Source organism: Modicisalibacter tunisiensis (genome assembly GCF_020148005.1).
Lineage (GTDB): Bacteria > Pseudomonadota > Gammaproteobacteria > Pseudomonadales > Halomonadaceae > Modicisalibacter > Modicisalibacter tunisiensis.
Map to the genome: position 1 here is coordinate 1,699,306 of NZ_JAGXFD010000001.1, position 20,949 is coordinate 1,720,254.

Here is a 20,949-nt window from a genome sequence, read left to right on the forward strand (position 1 = left end):
GGTCCCGGTAAAGGGAAGGAGCCGCCCGGCGGGGCCGGACGACACGCGACGCGTCCCGGTGCGGGCCTGCCGCTCCCGGAGAGAAATGCTCACGTCTCCTCGGTGTCTTCACGCTCCCAGTCCATGGTGCGCCGCACGGCCTTCTTCCAGCCCTTGTAGTGGCGTTCGCGCTGCACGGCGTCCATCGCCGGTGCGAAGACACGCTCGAGCCGGCCCTTGTCGACCACCTCGTCCTGGGTCCACAGGCCCACGGCGATGCCTGCCAGATAGGCGGCGCCCAGGGCGGTGGATTCGGTGACCATCGGTCGCTCGACGTCGACGCCGAGCATGTCGGCCTGGAACTGCATCATGAGATTGTTGGCCACGGCGCCGCCGTCGACCCGCAGCGACTTGAGCGCGATGCCGGAATCGGTCTGCATGGCGTCGATGATGTCCCGGGTCTGGTAGGCCAGGGAGTCGAGGGTGGCGCGAGCGATGTGCTCCTTGCGGGTGCCGCGGGTGAGGCCGAAGATCGCCCCGCGGGCGTACATGTCCCAGTAGGGGGCGCCCAGGCCGGCGAAGGCCGGCACCACGTAGACGCCGCCGGAATCCTCGACCTTGCCGGCGAAGTATTCCGAGTCCTCGGCCGAGTCGATGAGCTTGAGCTCGTCGCGCAGCCACTGCACGGCGGCGCCGGCGATGAAGATGGCGCCCTCCAGGGCGTATTCCACCCGGCCGTTCAGCCCCCAGGCGATGGTGGTGAGCAGACCGGAGCGCGAGGGCACGGGCGTCTCGCCGGTGTTCATCAGCAGGAAGCAGCCGGTGCCGTAGGTGTTCTTGACCATGCCCTTGTCGAAGCAGGCCTGACCGAACAGCGCCGACTGCTGGTCGCCGGCGATGCCGGCGATGGGGATCCGGGCGCCGGCGAACATCCCGGTATCGGTGGTGCCGTAGACCTCGCTGGAGGAGCACACCGTCGGCAGCAGGCTCGCGGGGACGCCCAGCTCGTCGAGCAGGCGCGGGTCCCACGCCAGGTTGCGGATGTCGTAGAGCAGGGTGCGCGAGGCATTGCTGTAGTCGGTGACGTGGCACTCGCCGCGGGTCAGGTTCCACACCAGCCAGGTGTCCATGGTGCCGAACAGCAGGTCGCCGCGTTCCGCGCGTTCACGCACGCCCTCGACGTTGTCGAGGAGCCAGCGGATCTTGGTGGCGGAGAAGTAGGCGTCTGCCACCAGGCCGGTGGTCTCGCGGATGTAGGTTTCCAGGCCGCGGGCCTTGAGGTCGTCGCACAGCGCCGCGGTGCGCCGGTCCTGCCAGACGATGGCGTTGTAGACCGGCTTGCCGGTATGGCGATCCCAGACCACGGTCGTCTCGCGCTGGTTGGTGATGCCGATGGCCGCGATCTGGGAGGGCTTGACCCCATGGGTTTCCAGCACCTCCCGCGCCACGCCCATCTGGCTGCCCCAGATCTCCATGGCGTCGTGCTCGACCCAGCCGGGGGTCGGATAGTACTGGGTGAACTCCTTCTGGGCGATGCCGACGATCCGCGCGTCGCGGTCGAAGAGGATGGCGCGACAGCTGGTGGTGCCCTGGTCGAAGGACAGGATGTATTGCGGCTCCATGGCGTGCTTCCTCGTGGTCTCGGGTAATGGCCGGTGACTGGGTGTCCGGGTGGCGTCGCGACCAGTGTCACTCGATGATGATAGCCGCCGGGTGTCCCGTGGGCTGCGGATGGCGAGCGTCGTACCATGGTCGGCCATGCCGTGGCCGGCTTACTCCTTCATCAGTTGAGTGCATGACCATGACCCTCTTCAAGCCCCGTGCCCTGGAATATCTCGATGCCGTCGTCTGCCACGGGTCGCTGCGTCGTGCCGCCGCCCGGCTGGGGGTCAATCCCTCGGCGCTCAGCCGGCAGTTGCGTGCCCTCGAGGAGGAACTCGATGCGCCGCTGCTGGTGAGAGGCTCGCGGGTCGCGCTGACGCCGGCCGGCGAGCTGATCCTGCGCCACTATCGAGACCAGCGTGCCGCCGAGCGGGCCACACTGTCGCGCCTGCAGGCGCTGCAGAACCTCGAGCGCGGCGAGGTGCGCATCGCCGTCGGCGAGGGCTTCATCGCCGACCTGATCTCGGCGCCGCTGCAGAATTTCCTCGCCACCTACCCGGGGCTGGAGATCGAGGTGCGCATGGCCGGATTGACCGAAGCGATGCAGCTGGTCAGGGAAGATGCCGTCGACCTGGCCCTGCTCTACGCACCGCCCGACGACCCGCAACTGGTCTCGCACATCGACCGCCGCCAGCCGCTGGATCTGATCGTGCCCGCCGGGCACGCTCTGGCCCGGGTCTCGGCGCCCCTGTCGCTGGCGGCGATCGCCGATCATCCACTGGCGCTGATCGACAGCCATACCGGCATGCGGCAGCTGGTGGACATGGCGCTCTACGAGACGCATCTGTCCTATCGACCCCGCATGAAGACCAATTCGGTCTCGGTACTCAAGAACTTCGTGCGCTCGGGATTGGGCGTGACCTTCATGCCCGAGCTGAGCGTGCTCGAGGAGATCCATGAAGGCAGCATCGTCGCCCGCGAGGTGGACGCGAGCGTGCTGCGGCATGCCCGGGCGCGCATCGTCAGCCAGGCCGAGCGGCCGTTGACGGTGGCCGCCCAGGCGTTCATCCGGCATCTGCGGCGCAGCATGCGTTTCTTCAGTGCCGACGCGCCGCGCGTTCTGGATGCTCAGGTGTTGCCTTGAAAGCAACGCTCGATGACTTGAAAGGTCAACACCGCAACGGCTAGCGTCGAGATGTCGCCCTTGGCCGACGCAGCCGTCCTCGAATCGCATAACAACAAGGAGCCTTTCATGCGCATTCCCACCCTGCACAACGCCCTGCTGGCCGTCGCCGCGACGGGCATGTTCGCCACCGCGAGCCTGGCCAACGCCGCCACGACCATCAACCTGAGCTACAACGGCCCGCCCGACACCGACAAGAACGCCGTGCACCTGTTCGCCAGCAATCTCAAGCGACTGGTCGAGGAAAAGACCGACGGCGACATCCAGCTCAAGCTCTATCCCAACTCGATGCTCGGCGAGGAGCAGGAGCGCATGGAGCAGGTGATCAACTCGCCGAGCCTGAACATCGCCTCGTTCGCGGGCCTGTCGCCGATCGTGCCGGAGATCTACGTCAGCGCGATTCCCTTCCTGTTCGAGGACTACGACGCCGCCCACCGGTTCTTCGACGAGGGCGACTACTGGAGCAAGGTCGAGGATACCCTGAAGGAACGCACCGGCGCCGAACTGCTCGGGGTGATCGAGGAGGGCGGCTTCCTCGACTTCACCAACTCCAAGCGCCCCATCAGCAGCCCGGACGACTTCGACGGCCTTCGCTTCCGCGCCATGGACCCCAGCCAGGTGGCGCTCTACGAGGCCTTCGGCGCCTCCGGCACGCCGATCCCCTGGACCGATACCTACATGGCGCTCAAGACCAACGTCGCCGACGGCCAGATGAATCCGCCGATGTACATCATCATGGGCAGCCTCTACGAGGTGCAGAAGTACCTGACGCTGGCCAACGTGCAGTACTCGGACCAGTTCCTGATCGCCAACGGCAGCTGGTACGACGGCCTCTCCGAAGAGGATCGCCAGGCGATCGACGCGGCCGTGAAGGAGGCCAACGCGCTCAACCGCGAGGATGTCGAGAAGCGTGTCGACGAGCGCATCCAGTTCCTCGCCGACAACGGCATGCAGGTGATCGAGCCCAGCGAGGAGGAACTCGCCGCCTTCCGCGAGAAGGGGCAGCCGGCCTACCTCGACTGGCTCCGGCAGAAGGACATCGGCGAGGAGTGGATCAAGATGGCGCTCGAGGATGCCGGGCAGGGCGACCTGCTCGCCGACTGACCGCGCTCTCCATTCACTCGACGAGGCATGCCTCATGGCCGGTCGCCGGCCGGCCATGAGCGTGTGACACCACCATGTTCCGAGACACCCTGCTGACGCTGCTGGGGCGGGTCACCACCGGCCTTGGCGGTCTGGCGCTGCTGATCACCCTGATCGACATTCTCTACGGCGTCGTCACCCGCTACGTGGTCGGCCAGGCGCCGATCTGGAGCGACGAACTCGCCCGCTACTGCCTGATTGCCTCGGCGCTGCTGATCGCCGGCAACGTCTGGGTGCGCGGCGAGCACATGCGCGTGGCACTGCTCGAGCGCCGCCTCGGCGTGACCGCCCGCCGCGTGCTGCTGGGCTACCAGTGGCTGCTGACCCTGGGGCTGGCGCTGGCGATGACCTGGTGGGGCTGGCATTACGCGCTGTCGGTCGGCTACTTCACCTCCCAGGGGCTGGGCATCAGTCGCACCATCCCCATGATGGCCATGCCGCTGGGCTTCGGCCTGCTCGCGCTGCAGGTGCTGATCCACGGCCCGACCCCGCTGCCGCAACCCGGTGCCGATGACACGGACGCCGCCGAGGAGGCCGCCTCATGATGGTCGCCACGATGTTCGCCACCCTGCTGGCCAATACCCTGCTGGGCATCCCGCTGTTCCTGACGCTGATCGTCACCGCGCTGGTGGGCTTCGTGTTCGTCGACCCGGGGATGATCGCGCGGATGATGCCGCAGCAGTTCTTCGGCGGCCTCAACAGCTTCTCGCTGATGGCGATTCCGCTGTTCATCCTCGCCGGCAACCTGATGAATGCCTGCGGCATGACCGAGCGGCTGATGCGCGTCGCGCGTCTGCTGGTCGGCCATCTGCGCGGTGGCATCGGTCACGTCAACGTGGTGGGCAGCGTGTTCATGTCCGGCGTCAACGGCTCGGCGGCCGCCGACGCCTCGGCGCTGGGTGCACTGCTGGTGCCGGCGATGACCCGCGAGGGCTACTCCACCGCCTTCGCCGCCGGGCTGACCGCCGGCAGCTCGCTGATCGGGCCGATCATCCCGCCGAGCATCTTCATGATCCTCTACAGCGCGCAGACCAACACCTCGGTCGGCCAGCTGTTCCTCGGCGGTGTGGTGCCGGGCCTGCTGCTGGCGCTGGCATTCATGGCCATGAATGCCTTCCATGCCCGGCGTGCCGGCCTCGAGCGGCGCACCACGCTGCCCGCGCTGAGCGAGGTGTTTGCGGCGGTACGCGGTGCGCTGCCGGCGCTGGTCGCGCCCTTCATCATCGTCGCTGGGATCGTGCTCGGCTTCGTCACACCCACCGAGTCTGGGGCGCTGACCGTGCTCTACGTCGCGCTTTGCGGCCTGGCGATGGGCGAGCTGCGTCCGGGCGCCTTCTGGCGGGCGGTGATCGAGACCACCCGGCTGGCGGCGGCGATCTTCATGATCATCGGCATCTCCTCGGTGATCAGCTGGGAGCTGGCCTACGCCCAGGCCCCGGATCGCTTCGCCGGGCTACTCGAGCCGTTCATCGACTCGCCGGTCATCGTGCTGCTGCTGCTCAGCGCGATCACCTTCGTCACCGGCATGTTCATGGAGGAGGTCTCGGCGCTGATGCTGCTCTCGCCGGTGTTCACTCCGGTGGCGCTGGCGGCCGGCATCGATCCGGTGGCGCTGGGCATCATCATCACCCTGAACATCACCATTGCCCTGATCACCCCGCCGATGGGCGCCTGCCTGTTCATCGCCGCGGCGGTCAGCCGGCTCGACATCACCGTGCTGTTCCGTACCATCTGGCCGTTCATCCTGACCGCCGTCGCGGTCCTGCTGGTGCTGATTCTCTTCCCCGGCCTGATCACCTGGCTACCCGAAACCCTGGGCTGATTGCATCTTGGAAACCAACCGCGTGAACGTGACTGATTCGACCCACCGACCCATCGCCGACATCGCCGAGCCGCAGTGGGAGGCCATCGCGGCGATTCCCATCGCCGACGAGGGCGCGCCGCTGCATCCGTTGAGCCTCGCCGCGCCGACGTTGCGCACCCTGCCCATCTACCACACCCTGGGCGTGCCCCGGGCGGTGCCCGAGTGCTGGACGCGCGAGGCGCTCTACCGGCGGCTGTTGAGCGTGGCGCGCCACCTGCCGGACGGGCTGGGGCTGGTGGTGCTCGACGCCTGGCGCCCCTACGTGGTGCAGCGCTATCTCTACGACACCCTGCTGGGCATGGTCGAGGCGCGCTATGCCGATCTCGACGCCGCGGATCGCCGGGTGCTGACCCGCGCCTTCGTCTCGCCGCCCAGCGAGCGCCCCGAGTGCCCCAGCCCGCACCTGACCGGCGGGGCGGTGGACGTGACGCTGTGCGATGCCGACGGGCTGCTGCTCGACATGGGCTCGGCCTTCGACGAGGCGCGGGCCAGCTCGCACACCGTGCACTTCGAGCATCACGCCGATGAGGCCGAGTCGCGCACCTGGCGCGACCGGCGGCGCATTCTCTACCACGCCATGGTCGATGCCGGCTTCGCCAACCTGCCCAGCGAGTGGTGGCACTACAGCTACGGCGACCAGATGTGGGCCTGGTACCACGGCGAGCCCCGGGCGCTGTTCGGCCCCACGGCGCCGGACAGCCTGGAAGCCCGCTGGCACCGCTCGCTGGGGCTGACGGAGTGACGGTTACGGGGCCTTCGGATGCAGGGGCGCGTCGCGGGCCGGCGTCTCGTCGACCCGGCCGAGCTCGTAAAGGTCGTGGAGATACTTGTCGAGTCCGGCCAGCAGGTGGGTCAGTCCGATCAGGCCGTAGATCACCACCGTCAGTATCCAGGGGGCGTTGGCCCAGCTCAGCCAGGCGGCCGAGAGCGGATAGGCGATGGTGTAGACACTCAGCCCGCCCAGGAACAGCACCGTCAGGCAGCAGGCCAGGATGAGCAGCAGCAGCACGGTGCGGAAGCTGTGGCGCGGCGGGCGAGTCTGCCAGAACGGCAGGTGCCGGACCCGCAGGCCGCCGTCGACCACGAGCCGGTGACCGCGACGCATCAGCGGCTCGGCGCGGCGCTGGCGCGACTCGCTGGCCAGGACCCGGCAGATCACGCCTTCGTCGACGTCCTCGCCGAACGTCGAGCGAATCGCGCGGCGGAAGGCGTCGTCGTCGCCGCTGGCCGCCAGGTGCGCCAGGGCCTCCATGTCCGGCACATCCCCCCGGGCGATCAATTCGTCATCGCCGAAGTTCTGATCGTAGTAGATGTCATAGAGCTGGTAGATCGAGAAGGCGACCCCGATGAAGATCATCAGCAGGGCGAGGGCGTCTAGCATACTGGTTCTCCGGTGCCTGAGAGGACGGCAGACCGTGTGGCGCGATGCTGCGTCATGGGGGCCTGCCATCGCTCGCGCTGTGTCCGGTCCAGCTTAAGGCAGCTCAAGGATGCGTTACAGTATCAGCTGGGCGTGAAAAAACCGGATCAGTTGGCCCCGGTCAAGGAACGTGCGGATAGTCGCGACGCGATGGGGCGGCAGGGGGAAGGCGGGGGACCATGAAGCGCTACGAACAGTTTGCCGAGGAGATCGCCGCGCTGATTCGCAAGCGGGTGCTGGCCCCGGGCGAGCGCATTCCGTCGGTCAGGCAGGCGAGTCGGCGTTACGGCATCAGCCCCTCGACGGTCTTTCAGGCCTACTATCGGCTCGAGCGCCAGGGGTTGATCATCGCCAGGGCGCGCTCCGGCTACTTCGTGCGTGAACAGGCCCTGCGGCTGCCGGGCGAGCCGAGTGTCGCCGCGCAGCGGCTGGACCCCGCCGAGGTGGCGGTCAGCGAGCTGGCGTTTTCGGTGCTGGACTCCCTGCGTGACACCGAGACGGTGCCCTTCGGATCGGCCTTCCCCGGCCCCGAGCTGTTTCCGCTGGCGCGCCTGGCCGGCAGCATGACGCGCGGCCTGCGCGAACTGCCGGCCACCGCGATCGTCGCCGACATGACCGAGGGGCATGCCGACCTGCGGCGTCAGATCCTGCTGCGCTACGGCCTGAACGGCCTGTCGCTGGCGCCCGAGGAGCTGGTCATCACCAACGGCGCCATGGAGGCGCTGAGCCTGGGTCTGCAATGCGTCACTCGCCCGGGCGACCTGGTGGCCATCGAGGCGCCGGCGTTCTATGCCAGCCTGCAGCTGCTGGAGCGATTCGGCCTGCGGGCGATCGAGATTCCGGTGCACCCCCGCGACGGCATCGACCTCGAGGTACTGGAAGATCGTCTGGCGCGCTATCCCATCCGGGCCTGCTGGCTGATGAGCCACCTGCAGAACCCGCTGGGCGCGAGCCTCGACGACGCGGCGAAGCGCAGGCTCTACGCGCTGTTGAAGCGTCATCAGGTGCCGTTGCTCGAGGATGACGCCTATGCCGAGCTGTATTTCGGCACACGCCCGCCCCGGCCCGTGAAGTGGCTCGACGACGCGGGGCTGGTCATGCACTGCGGGTCGTTCTCGAAGTGCCTGGCGCCGGGCTACCGCGTCGGCTGGATGGCGGCGGGGCGGTTCGCCTCGGCGGTGTCGCGGCTCAGGCTGATGACGACCATCGCGCCCTCCATCCCGGCCCAGGTGGCGATTGCCGACTATCTCCGGCGAGGCAGCTACGACCGCCACCTGCGCCAGTTGCGGCATACCCTGCAGTCCCAGCAGAGTGCCATGCTGGCCGCCGCCGATCGCTACTTCCCGACGGGCACCCGCATCACGCGCCCTGGCGGCGGGTATTTCCTGTGGTGCGAGTTTCCCGAGCGGGTCGACTCACTGGAACTCTTCCGGCAGGCGCTGAAGGAGGGCGTCAGCCTGGCGCCGGGGCCGATCTTCTCCGCCACCCAGGGGTTTCGCCACTGCGCCCGCCTGAGCTACGGCCACCCCTGGACGGCCCGCAGCGAACGGGCCATGGAGACGCTGGGCCGGCTGCTCGCGAGCTTCTGAGCACAGCCGGCCGCGGCGCGGTTACTTCGGCGGCTCGACGTGGCCGCCGAAGCCGAAGCGCATCGCCGAGAGCAGGCGGTTGGCGTAGGTGTTCTCCTTGCGCGAGCTGAAGCGCGAGAACAGCGCATTGGCCAGCACCGGGGTGGCCACGCCCTGCTCGACGGCGGCGTCGATCGTCCAGCGCCCCTCGCCGCTGTCGGCGACGGCACCGGTGTAGTGGTCGAGCCGCGGGTCGCCGGCCAGCGCCTGGGCGGTCAGGTCGAGCAGCCAGGAGGAGACCACGCTGCCGCGCCGCCAGACCTCGGCGACGTCCGCGAGGTTCAGCTCGAAGCGCTCGTCCTCGGGCAGGGCCTCCGAGGACTTGCTCTGCATCAGCTCGAAGCCCTCGGCATAGGCCTGCATCAGGCCGTACTCGATGCCGTTGTGGACCATCTTCACGTAGTGTCCGGCGCCCACCGGGCCGGCGTGGATGTAACCGCGCTCGGCGCGGTCGTCCGGGGCGTTGCGGCCGCGGGTGCGCTCGAGATCGCCGTAGCCGGGCGCCAGGGTGTCGAACAGCGGGTCGAGGTAGTCGAAGACCTCGCGTTCGGCCCCCACCATCATGCAGTAGCCGCGCTCCAGCCCCCAGACGCCGCCGGAGGTGCCCACGTCCACGTAGTGGATGCCCTTCGGCTCGAGCGCCCGGGCACGGCGAATGTCGTCCTTGTAGAAGGTGTTGCCGCCGTCGATGATGATGTCGCCCGGCGCCAGCAGCTCGGCCAGGGTATTGATGGTGGCTTCGGTGGGCTCGCCGGCCGGCAGCATCACCCACACGGTGCGCGGGGCCTCGAGGCGCTCGACCATGGCCGCCAGGCTGGCGGCGTGGTCGGCGCCTTCCTCGATCAGCGCCGAGGTGACGGCGGCGTCCTGGTCATGGGCGACGACCGCGTGGCCGCCGCGCATCAGGCGGCGGGCGATGTTGCCGCCCATGCGGCCGAGGCCGATGATACCGAGTTGCATGGTGTTTCCTTTCACGATGGATCGGGGGATAGGGGAGTCGGGACGGCGGCAAGCCTACCGTCAGCGATGCCGGGACGCAAAGCGGGCCATGTCGTGTGACATGGCCCGTCGATGACACGCCGCCGGCAGGCGGAATGGGGTGGCGCTCAGTCCCAGCTCAGCGCCCCGCCGACCTGGTATTCGGTGACGCGGGTCTCGAAGAAGTTCTTCTCCTTGCGCAGGTCGATGATCTCGCTCATCCACGGGAAGGGGTTCTGCGCGCCGGGGAACTGCTCCTTCAGGCCGATCTGCGCCAGGCGGCGGTTGCAGATGAAGTGCAGGTACTCCTCCATGATCGCCGCGTTCATGCCCAGCACGCCGCGGGGCATGGTGTCGCGGGCGTAGGCGACCTCCAGCTCGGTGCCCTCGAGGATCATCTGGGTGACCTCGTCCTGGAACTCGGGCGTCCACAGGTGCGGGTTCTCGATCTTGATCTGGTTGATCATGTCGACGCCGAAGTTCAGGTGCATCGATTCGTCGCGCAGGATGTACTGGAACTGCTCGGCGACGCCGGTCATCTTGTTGCGCCGGCCCATGGAGAGGATCTGGCTGAAGCCGCAGTAGAAGAAGATGCCCTCGGTCACGCAGTAGAAGGCGATCAGGTTGCGCAGCAGCTCCTGGTCGGTCTCCGGGGTGCCGGTGTGGAAGTCCGGGCGCGCCAGCGACTGGGTGTGCTTGAGGCTCCACGCGGACTTGGCGGAGACCGAGGGCACCTCGCGGTACATGTTGAAGACCTCGCCCTCGTCCATGCCCAGCGACTCCACGCAGTACTGGTAGGCGTGGGTATGGATCGCCTCCTCGAAGGCCTGGCGCAGCAGGTACTGGCGGCACTCGGGATTGGTGATCAGCCGGTAGACGGCGAGCACCAGGTTGTTGGCGACCAGCGAGTCGGCGGTGGAGAAGTAGCCCAGGCTGCGCTCGACGATGCGCCGCTCGTCGGCGGTCAGGCCGTCGCTGCTCTTCCACAGCGCGATGTCGGCGTTCATGTTGATTTCCTGGGGCATCCAGTGGTTGGCGCTGCCATCCAGGTACTTCTGCCAGGCCCACTCGTACTTGAAGGGCACCAGCTGGTTGAGGTCGGCGCGGGCGTTGATCATGCGCTTGTCCTCGACATCGATGCGCGCGGCACCCATCTCGAGTTCCTCGAGCCCGGCGGCCACGTCGAGCTCCTCAAGCGAGGCGCGGGCACGGGCCAGCCGGTCGCCCTCGGCGGGGCGGTAGTCGCCGCCGGTCTCTCGGACGGCCGGCTCGCTGCGCGGCGCCGGCTGCGGGGCGGGGGCCGGCTCGGGCGTCTCGGCGACCGGGGCCTCGTCTTCGTGGAAATCGTCCCAGTTCAGCATGTGTCTGTCCTGTTCTCTCGCTGGCGGCGTCAGGGCATGACGCCGGTGGCTAGATTCTGTGAGCTTCGAGCTTCGAGCTTCGAGCGGCTCGCTGCCCGTGACCGGATTACTGACAGGCCTCGCAGCCCAGCTCGTCGATCTCGCCGGCGGAGGGGGCGCGCGAGCCGCTGCCGCCCTTGCCGGTCAGGAAGTCGTCGATGCCGCGCGGCTCGGCCTTGGGCGCCTCGGCGGCCGGGGCGGGGGCCGGTTCACCGCTCGGCGCGCCGGCGTTGCTCACGGCGTTGAGCTTGCCGCGGTCGACGGTCGACTTCTCCACCGAGGTGGCGCTCAGCGCCCGCAGGTAGTAGGTGGTCTTGAGCCCGCGGAACCAGGCCATGCGGTAGGTGACGTCGAGCTTCTTGCCCGAGACCCCGGCGATGTAGAGGTTCAGCGACTGCGCCTGGTCGATCCACTTCTGGCGACGCGCGGCGGCCTCGACCAGCCACTTGGGCTCGACCTCGAAGGCGCTGGCGTAGCGCGCCTTGATGTCGTCCGGCACACGATCGATCGGCTGGAGGCTGCCGTCGTAGTACTTGAGGTCGTTGATCATCACCTCGTCCCACAGGCCGCGTGCCTTGAGATCATTCACCATGTAGGCGTTGACCACGGTGAACTCGCCGGACAGGTTCGATTTCACGAACAGGTTCTGGTAGGTCGGCTCGATCGACTGCGAGACGCCGCAGATGTTGGAGATCGTCGCGGTCGGGGCGATCGCCATCACGTTGGAGTTGCGCATGCCCTGGCTGGCGACCTTGTCGCGGATGCGCTGCCAGTCCTGGGTGGTGGAGGTGTCGACCTCGATGTAGTCGGCGCCGCGCTCGGCCTTCAGCTTCTCGATGGAGTCGATCGGCAGGATGCCCTGGCTCCACAGCGAGCCCTCGTAGCTCTCGTAGCGGCCGCGCTCGGCGGCGAGGTCCGAAGAGGCCTCGATGGCGTGGTAGCTGACCAGCTCCATGGAGGTGTCGGCGAAGCTCACCGCGTCATTCGAGGCGTAGGCGATGCCCTGCTTGTAGAGGGCATCCTGGAAGCCCATGATGCCCAGCCCCACCGGGCGGTGCCGGAAGTTGGAGCGCTGCGCCTGGGGTACCGCGTAATAGTTGATGTCGATGACGTTGTCGAGCATGCGCACCGCGGTCTTCACGGTCTTCTTGAGCTTCTCGCCGTCGAAGGCACCGTCGAGTACGTGCTGGGCGAGGTTGATCGAGCCCAGGTTGCACACCGCGATCTCGTCGGCGCTGGTGTTGAGGGTGATCTCGGTGCACAGGTTGGAGCTGTGGACCACGCCGGCGTGCTGCTGCGGGCTGCGCAGGTTGCACGGATCCTTGAAGGTGATCCACGGATGGCCGGTCTCGAACAGCATCGACAGCATCTTGCGCCACAGGTCCTTGGCCTTGACGCGCTTGAAGAGCTTGAGCTGACCGGTGTAGGTCATCGCCTCGTACTCCTCGTAGCGCTTCTCGAAGGCGGCGCCGTAGAGGTCGTGCAGGTCCGGGCACACGGAGGGCGAGAACAGCGTCCACTCCTTGTCGTCGAACACCCGCTTCATGAACAGGTCCGGCACCCAGTTGGCGGTGTTCATGTCATGGGTACGGCGGCGGTCGTCGCCGGTGTTCTTGCGCAGCTCGAGGAACTCCTCGATGTCCAGGTGCCAGGTCTCGAGGTAGGCGCAGACGGCACCCTTGCGCTTGCCGCCCTGGTTGACGGCCACCGCGGTGTCGTTGACCACCTTGAGGAACGGCACCACGCCCTGGCTCTTGCCGTTGGTGCCCTTGATGTAGGAGCCCAGCGCGCGCACCGGCGTCCAGTCGTTGCCCAGGCCGCCGGCCCACTTGGAGAGCAGGGCGTTGTCGCGGATCGCGCTGTAGATGCCGTCGAGATGGTCGGGCACGGTGGTCAGGTAGCAGCTGGAAAGCTGGCTGCGCACCGTGCCGGCGTTGAACAGGGTCGGCGTGGAGGCCATGTAGTCGAAGCTGGAGAGCAGCTCGTAGAACTCGATGGCACGTGCCTCGCGGTCGTCCTCGTTGAGCGCCAGGCCCATGGCGACACGCATGAACATCACCTGCGGCAGCTCGTAGCGCACGTCGTCACGGTGGATGAAGTAGCGATCGTAGAGGGTCTGCAGGCCCAGGTAGGTGAACTGGTTGTCGCGGGTGTGATCGAGGGCGTCGCCCAGGCGCTCGAGATCGAACTCGGCCAGCGCCGGGTCGAGCTGCTCGAATTCGATGCCCCTGGCGATGTAGGCCTGGAAGGCCGGCTTGTAGAACTCGGCCATCTCCTGGTAGGTGGCCTCGTCGGCGATGCCCAGGAACGACAGCGCCTCGCGGCGCAGGTTGTCCTGCAGCAGCCGCGCGGTGACGTAGGTGTAGTTGGGTTCCTTCTCGACCAGGGTGCGCGCGGTCATCATCAGCGCCTGTGAGACCCCGTCGGCGCTGACGCCGTCGTAGAGGTTCTTCAGCGAGTCGTCGACGATCTTCTTGGGCTCGACGTTGTCGAGCTCGGCGCAGGCGTCGTGCACCAGCGTCTCGACCCGGCCCAGGTCGAGCGGACGCACGGTGCCGTCGGCCAGGGTGATGTTGAGCGTGGGGTGGGGCTTGGCGATGTCGCCGCCGGCGGCCTGGCGGGCGCGGGCGTGTTCCTCGCGGTAGAGCACGTAGGCGCGGGCGACCTTCTGCTCGCCGGCGCGCATCAGGGCCAGCTCGACCTGGTCCTGGATGTCCTCGATGTGCAGGGTGCCGTTGTCCGGCGTGCGCCGCTCGAAGGCCTCGACGATCTGCGCGGTGGCCTCGGCGACGAAGTCGCGGATGCGCGAGGAGGTGCCGGCGTTGTCACCCTCGACCGCGATGAAGGCCTTGGTCATGGCCACCGAGATCTTGCTGGCGTCGAAGGCGGCAACGTCGCCGTTGCGCTTGATCACCCGCAGTTGCTTGGGAGCGGTCACGTTCATGCCCGTCGGGTCGGGAGCGAGAGTGGTTTCCATGGCGCCGGTCATCCGTTGGTGATAGGTCGTGAAGTGAGTTTGCCGCCGGCAGGGCGGCATGGCAGCGCGGTCAGCGAGCCGCGGATGCGGTCATTGACAGCGCTTGCCTGGCTTGTTAGGCGGCACAGCATATAGTGCCCTTGACGTGAATGGGCACAAGATAGTGTGCTTTTCGGGGCTCGGCAAGTGGATAACTTGTGGGCAAGATGTGTCTTGTCCAGGGGCTTCCCGGTGACCCGGCTGCAGGGTGCATGGTTGCGCCTCTCGGCGTCTTCGGACGTTTTCGGCGCCGCGCGTGAGTGTTTACAATGAGATGCATTGGCACTTTATTCAGCAATTCAGCGCGAGTCGCTCCGGGGCCGTGATGCCGAAGACAGGCATCTCGCCGGTGCCGGACTGGCAGGACCCGCGAGCCGGAACGAGAACGGGTGTCCTCCGCGACGATTCGCTAGGGTTGAGGAGGGCCGTCTCGTAACCCCGTGTTGCAGGGTGTAGCATCACGGAAGCGGTTGCAGGGGCCGATGGGAACCGATCGTCGGCGGCGGCAGGCCGCCCCAGTCAACAGGATGGATGACAGCTTGGACAGCAAACACAAGGATCATGTACTGATCATCGAGGACGATGAGCGCCTGGCGAACCTGACTCGGGAGTACCTCGAGGCCAATGGCTTTCGCGTGACGCTCGAAGCGGATGGCACCCATGCCGTCGAGCGCATCGTCGAGCTGGAACCGGATATCGTGATCCTCGATCTGATGCTCCCCGGCGAGGACGGCCTGTCCATCTGCCGGCGGGTGCGCCCGCAGTACGCCGGCCCGATTCTGATGCTGACCGCGCGTACCGACGACATGGATCAGGTGCTGGGTCTGGAGATGGGCGCCGACGACTATGTGCCCAAGCCGGTGCAGCCGCGCGTGCTGCTGGCCCGCATGCGGGCGCTGATGCGGCGCAGCGAGCCGATGGAGAGCGCCAGCGGCGCGGTCCGCCTGACCTTCGACAATCTGGTGATCGACAGCGCCACCCGCGAGGCCTGGCTGGAAGGCGAGCGCATCGACCTGACCAGCGCCGAGTTCGACCTGCTCTGGCTGCTGGCCGACAACGCCGGCCGGGTGCTGACCCGCGAGGAAATCTTCTCCTCGCTGCGCGGCATCAAGTACGACGGCCAGGACCGTTCGATCGACGTGCGCGTGTCGCGAATCCGGCCCAAGATCGGTGACGATCCCAACCAGCCGCATCGCATCAAGACCGTGCGCAGCAAGGGTTATCTGTTCGTCAGGGATGCCTGATCGCCATGCGCCGGATGCTGGCCGACAGCACCTTCCTGCGGGTCTACGCCGCGCTGCTGCTGGCGCTGGTGCTGACCTTCGGCCTGGCGATGCTGGGCTATCTGGTGGTCGACCAGGTGCGTCGCGAGCACTATCGCGAGCGCCTGGCCAGTGCACCCATGGTGCTGCTCTCGACCCTGGTCGGCGAGGTCGCGCCCCTTGAACGCCCCGCCTGGCTCGAGCGCCAGAGCGAGCGCCTCAACATCGCCCTGATCCTGCATGGGTCGGATACCCTCGACATCAATTACTTCCAGCGTGCCCGGCTGCAGGAGGGGCGCCCGCTGGTCGAGAGGGACGGCCACGGGACCTGGCACCTGTGGCGGCAGGTGCCCGGTGAAGCCGTGATCCTCGAGGCGATGTTCGAGCAGTTGACCGAGCAGCAGATGCGCGGGCTGGTCGACAGCCTGCGCGGCTGGCTCGAGTCGGTACCCGACCCCGACCGGCGCCTGCAGGCGCTGGTCGACAAGCAGTCGCTGCCCATCACCCTGAGCCCCGACCCGCCCGAGGATCTCGACGAGCGCCAGGCCGAGCGGCTGCGCGGCGGCGAGGTGGTGCTGCGCCTGGAGCCCGTCGAGCGCAGCCTGTCGGCCCATGCCCGGCTTCTCTCGCTGGGCGACGAGGGCACCGGCACGCGCTGGCTGCAGGTGGGGCCGGTGCATGCCTTCGACACCATGCCGCTGACCCTGACCCTGGGGCTGGTGCTGATCTCGCTGATGCTGCTGGCCGGCGCCATCTACCTGATCGTGCGTGGCGTCGAGGCGCGCATGGCGCGCCTCGAGAAGGCGGCGACGCGCATCGCCGGCGGCTACCTGGACACCCGCGTCAAGGTCGACAGCAGCGATTTCATGGGCCGGCTGGGCATGGCCTTCAACGGTATGGCGGCGCAGGTGCAGTCGCTGATCCGCGCCCAGCAGGAGATGATCCGGGCGGTTTCCCACGAGCTGCGCACGCCGGTGGCGCGGATCCGCTTCGCCGTGCAGATGGTCGACGACATGACCGAGCAGGAGGCGGTGCGCCGCCAGCTCGAGGGCATCGACAACGATATCGAGGAACTCGACCAGCTCATCGACGAGATCCTCACCTACGCCCGGCTGGGCAGCGACAACGCCAGCGGCGTGCGCCTGGAAACCGACAGCGTCGACTGCCGGGCGATGGCCGAACGGGTCGTCGAGGCCCTGGCGCCGCTGCATCCGCGGATCCGGCTGTCGGTGGCGCCGGGCGCGGAGGTCGAGGTGGTCGCCGAGCCGCGCTACCTGCAGCGGGCGCTGCAGAACCTGGTGGCCAACGCCTGTCGGCATGCCGAGGGCCGGGTGCTGATTCACCTCTCCCAGGATGCCCGGGCCGTGCGCCTGGATGTCGAGGACGACGGTCCCGGGGTGCCGGAAGGGCATCGCATGGAGGTCTTCAAGCCGTTCGCCCGGCTCGACGACAGCCGCACGCGGCGCTCCGGCGGCTACGGCCTGGGCCTGTCGATCGTCCAGAAGATCATGCTCTGGCACGGCGGCAGCGTGGTGGTCGACGACAGTCCGAGGCTGGGCGGCGCCCGCTTCAGCCTGCTGTTGCCGGTCACCACCCAGGTCGTGCGCAAGGGCCCCGTCACCTGATCCGAGGAAATCCCATGTCCCCTGAGAAGACCGTGAGTGTCGCTGAGCTGGCGGGTGCCTGGCGGCTGGCACGCTTCGTCCACCGCTGGGCCGACGGGCGCGAACTGGCCCCGCTGGGCGAGGCGCGGGGCCGGCTGCTCTATCTGGTGGATGCCGCGGGCCGCCCGGCGCGCATGGCGGTGCAGGTGGCCGCCGGCCGGCGGCCACCGCTCGATCCGACCAGCGAGGCCAGCCTGGCCGCCCACTTCCAGAGCGGCTTCGCCTATGGCGGGCACTGGGCGCTGGAGGGGGAGGCGGTGCACCATGACGTCGACATCGCCAGCCTGCCGTTCTGGGAGGGCACCCGCCTGACCCGCGACGTATCGTTCGACACCGGGCGCCTGAGGCTGACCACCGAGGAGCCCAGCCCGCAGCTGCCCGGGGGCGGCTACACGACCCTTCTCGAATGGACCCGCGACATTCCCGGGTTTTCAGGACAAGCCTAAGCCGGCTTGATCCCCGACAGCACCGCGAATGACGTCTCGCGGGCGGTGCGCAGGAAATCCTCCATCCACGGCAGCTCGCGGGTGTCCTCGCGGATCGCCGCGAACAGCGTGCTCCACACGCCGTGCTCGCCCAGCGGCAGCGCCCGCACATAGTCGCGCTCGAGATACTCGGTCAGCGCCCAGTTGGGCAGGGCGCAGACGCCGCGGCCGCTGGCCACCAGCTGCATCATCATGATCGTCAGCTCGGCGGTGCGCACCTCGCGCGGCGCCAGCCCGGCGGGGTCGAGAAACTGGGTGAAGACGTCGAGCCGGGCATGTTCCACCGGGTAGGTGATCAGCGTCTCCTCGGCCAGGTCCGCCGGCGTCACGTAGGGCCGGTCCACCAGGCGGTGCTGCTTGGCCACCGCCAGCAATCCCTCGTAGCGGAACAGCGGCTCGTAGTGCACGCCGGCCAGCGGCTGCGGGTCGGCGGTGATCACCAGGTCGAGCTGTTCCCGGGCGAGTGCCGGCAGCGGGTCGAAGTTGTGGCCGCTGGGAATGTCGACCTCGACCTCCTGCCAGTGATCGCGGAAGCGGTCGATGGTCGGCATCAGCCACTGGAAGCAGCTGTGGCACTCGATGGCCATGTGCAGCCGCCCCTGTTCGTCGCCGGCCAGGCGCGCCAGGTCGCGTTCGGCCATGCGCACCTGGGGCAGGATCTGGTCGGCCAGCGCCAGCAGGCGTTCGCCGCTGCGGGTGAAGGCCACCGGGCGTGTCTTGCGCAGGAACAAGGGATTGCCGAGGCGCTCCTCGAGGTCCTTGATCTGGTGCGACAGGGCGGACTGGGTGAGGTGGACCCGCTCGGCGGCCTCGACCAGCGAGCCGGCATCGCGCAGGGCAATCAGGGTGCGGAGATGACGAAGCTCGAGCATGACATGAAAGCCACTCACGTTGATGATTAGTTAATTTAGTTTGATTCACCTTGCGTGGCCAGTGAGACTTGCCGTCAACGCGAATGGCGAAACCTGTTCACATTTTACCGGTTCACGACGGCAAGGAATAATCATGACGCTGGCTCATACCCTGGGATATCCCCGCATCGGGGCACATCGCGAACTCAAGCGTGCCGTCGAGGCCTACTGGAAGGGCGAGATCGACGCGGCCGCACTCGAGGCCACCGGCCGCGAGCTGCGTGCGCGCCACTGGCAGGCGCAGCGCGACGCCGGGCTGGACTTCATCACCGTGGGCGACTTCGCCTTCTACGATCAGGTGCTCGATGTCTCCGTGCTGGTCGGTGCGGTACCGCCGCGCTTCGGCGCCGAGGACGAGGTGGCGCGCGGCGACGTATCGCTCGACACCGCCTTCCGCATGGCCCGCGGCCGGGCGCCGACCGGCACGCCGGCGGCGGCCTGCGAGATGACCAAGTACTTCGACACCAACTATCACTACCTGGTCCCCGAGCTGTACCGGGATCAGCCACTGCGTCTTGCCGGCACCCGGCTGTTCGACGAGGTGGACGAGGCCCTGGCCACCGGCCATCCGGTCAAGGTGGTGCTGACGGGCCCGCTGACCTGGCTGTGGCTGGCCAAGAGCCGTGAGGCGGGCCTCGAGCGCCTCGCGCGGCTCGACGAACTGGTCACGGTCTACGGCGAGATCCTCGCGCGGCTGGCCGAGCAGGGCGTCGAATGGGTGCAGCTCGACGAGCCGGCGCTGGTCCAGGACCTGCCGCGGGACTGGCAGCAGGCCTTCGAGACGGCCTACCACCGGCTGCAGTCGGCGCCGGTCCGGCTGCTGCTGGCCACCTACTTCGAGGATCTGGGCGACAACCTGGGCCTGGCCACCGGGCTGCCGGTCGACGCCCTGCACATCGACTGCGTGCGGGCCCCGGACCAGCTCGAGCGGGTGCTCGACCGCCTGCCGGCCTACAAGATCCTCTCGGTGGGGGCGATCGACGGCCGCAACATCTGGCGCGCCGATCTGGCGGCACTGCGCGAGCGTCTGGCCACCGCCCGCATGCGCCTCGGCGAGCGGCTGTGGCTGGCGCCGTCCTGTTCGCTGCTGCATGTGCCGGTGGACCTCGACAGCGAGACACGCCTCGACCCCGAGCTCAAGAGCTGGCTGGCCTTCGCCCGCCAGAAGCTCGACGAGGTGGCCACCCTGGCGCGGCTGGTCGACAACCGCGGCGATGACGCCGACCGGGCCGCGCTCGAGGCGGCCACCGCGGCGCTGGACGCCCGCCGCCGCTCCACGCGCATCCATCGGTCGGCCGTCGCCGAGCGTCTCGCGGCGCTGCGCCCCGCGGACGCCCGCCGGACCAGCCCCTATCCCGAGCGGGCCCGCGCACAGCATGCCCGGCTCGAGCTGCCGCTGTTCCCCACCACCACCATCGGCTCCTTCCCGCAGACCGCCGGGATTCGCACGACCCGGCTCGCCTTCAAGCGTGGCGAGCTGAGCCGCGAGGCCTACGAGGCGCGCATGCGCGAGGAAATCGCCCATGCCGTCGAGCGCCAGGAGGCGCTGGGTCTCGACGTGCTGGTTCACGGCGAGCCGGAACGCAACGACATGGTCGAATACTTCGGCGAGCGGCTCGACGGCTTCGCCTTCACCGATTTCGGCTGGGTGCAGAGCTACGGCTCGCGCTGCGTCAAGCCGCCGGTGATCGTCGGCGATGTCAGCCGGTCGCGGCCGATGACCGTGGCCTGGAGCGAGTACGCCCAGTCGCTCACCGACCGGCCGATGAAGGGCATGCTCACCGGTCCGGTGACCCTCCTGCAGTGGTCCTTCGTGCGTGACGACCAGCCCCGCGAGACCACCTGCCGGCAGATCGCCCTGGCGCTGCGCGACGAGGTCGCCGATCTCGAGGCCGCGGGCATCGGCGTGATCCAGATCGACGAGCCGGCGCTGCGCGAAGGGCTGCCGCTGCGCCAGAGCGGGTGGCAGGGCTATCTCGACTGGGCGGTGAACTGCTTCCGGCTGAGCGCGGCGGTGGCCCGCGACGCGACGCAGATTCATACCCACATGTGCTATTCGGAGTTCAACGACATCATCGCCGCGATCGCCGCGCTGGATGCCGACGTGATCACCATCGAGACTTCGCGTTCGGACATGGAACTGCTCGACGCCTTCCAGGACTTCGCCTATCCCAACGAGATCGGCCCGGGGGTCTACGACATCCATTCGCCGAACATTCCCGAGGTGGACTGGATGGTGGCGCTGATGGCGAAGGCCGCCGAGAAGATCCCCGCCGAGCGGTTGTGGGTCAACCCGGACTGCGGCCTCAAGACCCGCGGCTGGGCCGAGGTCGAACCGGCGCTGGCGGCGATGGTCGAGGCCGCCGGGGTGCTGCGCCGGCGTTTCGGCTGAGCCAGGCCGGTCGAGCGCGACG

At 68.2% G+C, this 20,949-nt stretch carries 16 protein-coding genes; 10 read left to right on the plus strand and 6 right to left on the minus strand.

The genetic code is table 11. From position 1 onward, the window contains the following. Positions 1-89 precede the first annotated feature (89 nt). Positions 90-1,601, minus strand: a complete 1,512-nt coding sequence (gene glpK, locus KGQ91_RS07930; RefSeq protein ID WP_224420708.1) for a glycerol kinase GlpK — start codon at positions 1,599-1,601, stop codon at positions 90-92. Between the two features lie 179 nt (positions 1,602-1,780). On the opposite strand from glpK, the gene KGQ91_RS07935 reads away from it, so the two are divergent. The 5 genes from KGQ91_RS07935 to KGQ91_RS07955 all read left to right on the plus strand — a co-directional run bounded on the left by KGQ91_RS07935 (position 1,781) and on the right by KGQ91_RS07955 (position 6,513). Then, complete coding sequence (locus KGQ91_RS07935; RefSeq protein ID WP_224420709.1) at positions 1,781-2,725, plus strand: LysR family transcriptional regulator; 945 nt, start codon at positions 1,781-1,783, stop codon at positions 2,723-2,725. Between the two features lie 108 nt (positions 2,726-2,833). Then, the gene (locus KGQ91_RS07940) at positions 2,834-3,868 is read left to right on the plus strand and encodes a TRAP transporter substrate-binding protein (protein WP_377173295.1); all 1,035 of its coding nucleotides are present in this window, start codon (positions 2,834-2,836) and stop codon (positions 3,866-3,868) included. A gap of 74 nt (positions 3,869-3,942) precedes the next feature. Further along, positions 3,943-4,452, plus strand: a complete 510-nt coding sequence (locus tag KGQ91_RS07945; RefSeq protein ID WP_224420710.1) for a TRAP transporter small permease — start codon at positions 3,943-3,945, stop codon at positions 4,450-4,452. Then, positions 4,452-5,729 carry a TRAP transporter large permease gene (locus KGQ91_RS07950; RefSeq protein ID WP_377173359.1) on the plus strand — a complete coding sequence of 426 codons (1,278 nt, stop codon included), beginning with the start codon at positions 4,452-4,454 and terminating at the stop codon, positions 5,727-5,729. The genes KGQ91_RS07945 and KGQ91_RS07950 overlap by 1 nt, the downstream gene beginning before the upstream one ends. Positions 5,730-5,751: 22 nt before the next feature. Further along, the gene (locus tag KGQ91_RS07955; RefSeq protein WP_224420712.1) at positions 5,752-6,513 is read left to right on the plus strand and encodes a M15 family metallopeptidase; all 762 of its coding nucleotides are present in this window, start codon (positions 5,752-5,754) and stop codon (positions 6,511-6,513) included. Between the two features lie 3 nt (positions 6,514-6,516). On the opposite strand, the gene KGQ91_RS07960 is transcribed toward KGQ91_RS07955, so the two are convergent. After that, complete coding sequence (locus tag KGQ91_RS07960; protein ID WP_224420713.1) at positions 6,517-7,152, minus strand: hypothetical protein; 636 nt, start codon at positions 7,150-7,152, stop codon at positions 6,517-6,519. A 218-nt stretch (positions 7,153-7,370) separates the two neighbouring features. Here KGQ91_RS07960 and KGQ91_RS07965 point away from each other — a divergent pair, with 218 nt between their 5' ends. After that, positions 7,371-8,780: an aminotransferase-like domain-containing protein gene (locus KGQ91_RS07965; protein WP_224420714.1), complete on the plus strand. Its 1,410-nt coding sequence runs from the start codon at positions 7,371-7,373 to the stop codon at positions 8,778-8,780. A gap of 21 nt (positions 8,781-8,801) precedes the next feature. Here the strand turns inward: KGQ91_RS07965 and gnd are convergent, their stop codons facing one another. From gnd to KGQ91_RS07980, 3 genes are all read right to left on the minus strand, one after another. Beyond that, positions 8,802-9,779, minus strand: a complete 978-nt coding sequence (gnd, locus tag KGQ91_RS07970; RefSeq protein ID WP_163650325.1) for a phosphogluconate dehydrogenase (NAD(+)-dependent, decarboxylating) — start codon at positions 9,777-9,779, stop codon at positions 8,802-8,804. A gap of 146 nt (positions 9,780-9,925) precedes the next feature. Then, positions 9,926-11,158 carry a ribonucleotide-diphosphate reductase subunit beta gene (locus KGQ91_RS07975; protein WP_163650326.1) on the minus strand — a complete coding sequence of 411 codons (1,233 nt, stop codon included), beginning with the start codon at positions 11,156-11,158 and terminating at the stop codon, positions 9,926-9,928. Positions 11,159-11,264: 106 nt separating this feature from the next. Continuing rightward, on the minus strand, positions 11,265-14,174 hold the full coding sequence (locus KGQ91_RS07980) for a ribonucleoside-diphosphate reductase subunit alpha (RefSeq protein ID WP_224420715.1): 2,910 nt from the start codon (positions 14,172-14,174) through the stop codon (positions 11,265-11,267). A 566-nt stretch (positions 14,175-14,740) separates the two neighbouring features. On the opposite strand from KGQ91_RS07980, the gene KGQ91_RS07985 reads away from it, so the two are divergent. The 3 genes from KGQ91_RS07985 to KGQ91_RS07995 are packed head-to-tail and all read left to right on the plus strand — an operon-like array spanning position 14,741 to position 17,585. Continuing rightward, complete coding sequence (locus KGQ91_RS07985; RefSeq protein ID WP_163650328.1) at positions 14,741-15,457, plus strand: response regulator; 717 nt, start codon at positions 14,741-14,743, stop codon at positions 15,455-15,457. A 5-nt stretch (positions 15,458-15,462) separates the two neighbouring features. Further along, positions 15,463-17,100 (plus strand): ATP-binding protein, encoded by a 1,638-nt coding sequence (locus tag KGQ91_RS07990; protein WP_163650329.1) that lies wholly within the window; start codon positions 15,463-15,465, stop codon positions 17,098-17,100. A gap of 14 nt (positions 17,101-17,114) precedes the next feature. Further along, a complete protein-coding gene (locus KGQ91_RS07995) occupies positions 17,115-17,585 on the plus strand; it encodes a lipocalin-like domain-containing protein (protein WP_163650330.1) in 471 nt (156 codons plus the stop codon). Here KGQ91_RS07995 and KGQ91_RS08000 read toward each other — a convergent pair. Further along, a complete protein-coding gene (locus KGQ91_RS08000; protein WP_163650331.1) occupies positions 17,582-18,496 on the minus strand; it encodes a LysR family transcriptional regulator in 915 nt (304 codons plus the stop codon). The two genes, KGQ91_RS07995 and KGQ91_RS08000, sit on opposite strands and share 4 nt — an antisense overlap. Positions 18,497-18,629: 133 nt before the next feature. Between KGQ91_RS08000 and metE the strand changes: the two genes are divergently transcribed. Beyond that, positions 18,630-20,927, plus strand: a complete 2,298-nt coding sequence (metE, locus tag KGQ91_RS08005; protein ID WP_224420716.1) for a 5-methyltetrahydropteroyltriglutamate--homocysteine S-methyltransferase — start codon at positions 18,630-18,632, stop codon at positions 20,925-20,927. The last annotated feature ends 22 nt before the right edge of the window (positions 20,928-20,949 follow it).

What these genes read in the sequence shown, in the direction of transcription:
- KGQ91_RS07990 (WP_163650329.1), top strand. Translation starts at nt 15,463, where the DNA reads ATGCGCCGGATGCTGGCCGACAGCACCTTCCTGCGGGTCTACGCCGCG.
- KGQ91_RS07940 (WP_377173295.1), top strand. Translation starts at nt 2,834, where the DNA reads ATGCGCATTCCCACCCTGCACAACGCCCTGCTGGCCGTCGCCGCGACG.
- KGQ91_RS07985 (WP_163650328.1), top strand. Translation starts at nt 14,741, where the DNA reads ATGGATGACAGCTTGGACAGCAAACACAAGGATCATGTACTGATCATC.
- KGQ91_RS07945 (WP_224420710.1), top strand. Translation starts at nt 3,943, where the DNA reads ATGTTCCGAGACACCCTGCTGACGCTGCTGGGGCGGGTCACCACCGGC.
- KGQ91_RS07975 (WP_163650326.1), bottom strand. Translation starts at nt 11,158, where the DNA reads ATGCTGAACTGGGACGATTTCCACGAAGACGAGGCCCCGGTCGCCGAG.
- metE (WP_224420716.1), top strand. Translation starts at nt 18,630, where the DNA reads ATGACGCTGGCTCATACCCTGGGATATCCCCGCATCGGGGCACATCGC.
- KGQ91_RS07935 (WP_224420709.1), top strand. Translation starts at nt 1,781, where the DNA reads ATGACCCTCTTCAAGCCCCGTGCCCTGGAATATCTCGATGCCGTCGTC.
- KGQ91_RS07995 (WP_163650330.1), top strand. Translation starts at nt 17,115, where the DNA reads ATGTCCCCTGAGAAGACCGTGAGTGTCGCTGAGCTGGCGGGTGCCTGG.
- glpK (WP_224420708.1), bottom strand. Translation starts at nt 1,601, where the DNA reads ATGGAGCCGCAATACATCCTGTCCTTCGACCAGGGCACCACCAGCTGT.
- KGQ91_RS07960 (WP_224420713.1), bottom strand. Translation starts at nt 7,152, where the DNA reads ATGCTAGACGCCCTCGCCCTGCTGATGATCTTCATCGGGGTCGCCTTC.
- gnd (WP_163650325.1), bottom strand. Translation starts at nt 9,779, where the DNA reads ATGCAACTCGGTATCATCGGCCTCGGCCGCATGGGCGGCAACATCGCC.
- KGQ91_RS07980 (WP_224420715.1), bottom strand. Translation starts at nt 14,174, where the DNA reads ATGGAAACCACTCTCGCTCCCGACCCGACGGGCATGAACGTGACCGCT.
- KGQ91_RS08000 (WP_163650331.1), bottom strand. Translation starts at nt 18,496, where the DNA reads ATGCTCGAGCTTCGTCATCTCCGCACCCTGATTGCCCTGCGCGATGCC.
- KGQ91_RS07965 (WP_224420714.1), top strand. Translation starts at nt 7,371, where the DNA reads ATGAAGCGCTACGAACAGTTTGCCGAGGAGATCGCCGCGCTGATTCGC.
- KGQ91_RS07950 (WP_377173359.1), top strand. Translation starts at nt 4,452, where the DNA reads ATGGTCGCCACGATGTTCGCCACCCTGCTGGCCAATACCCTGCTGGGC.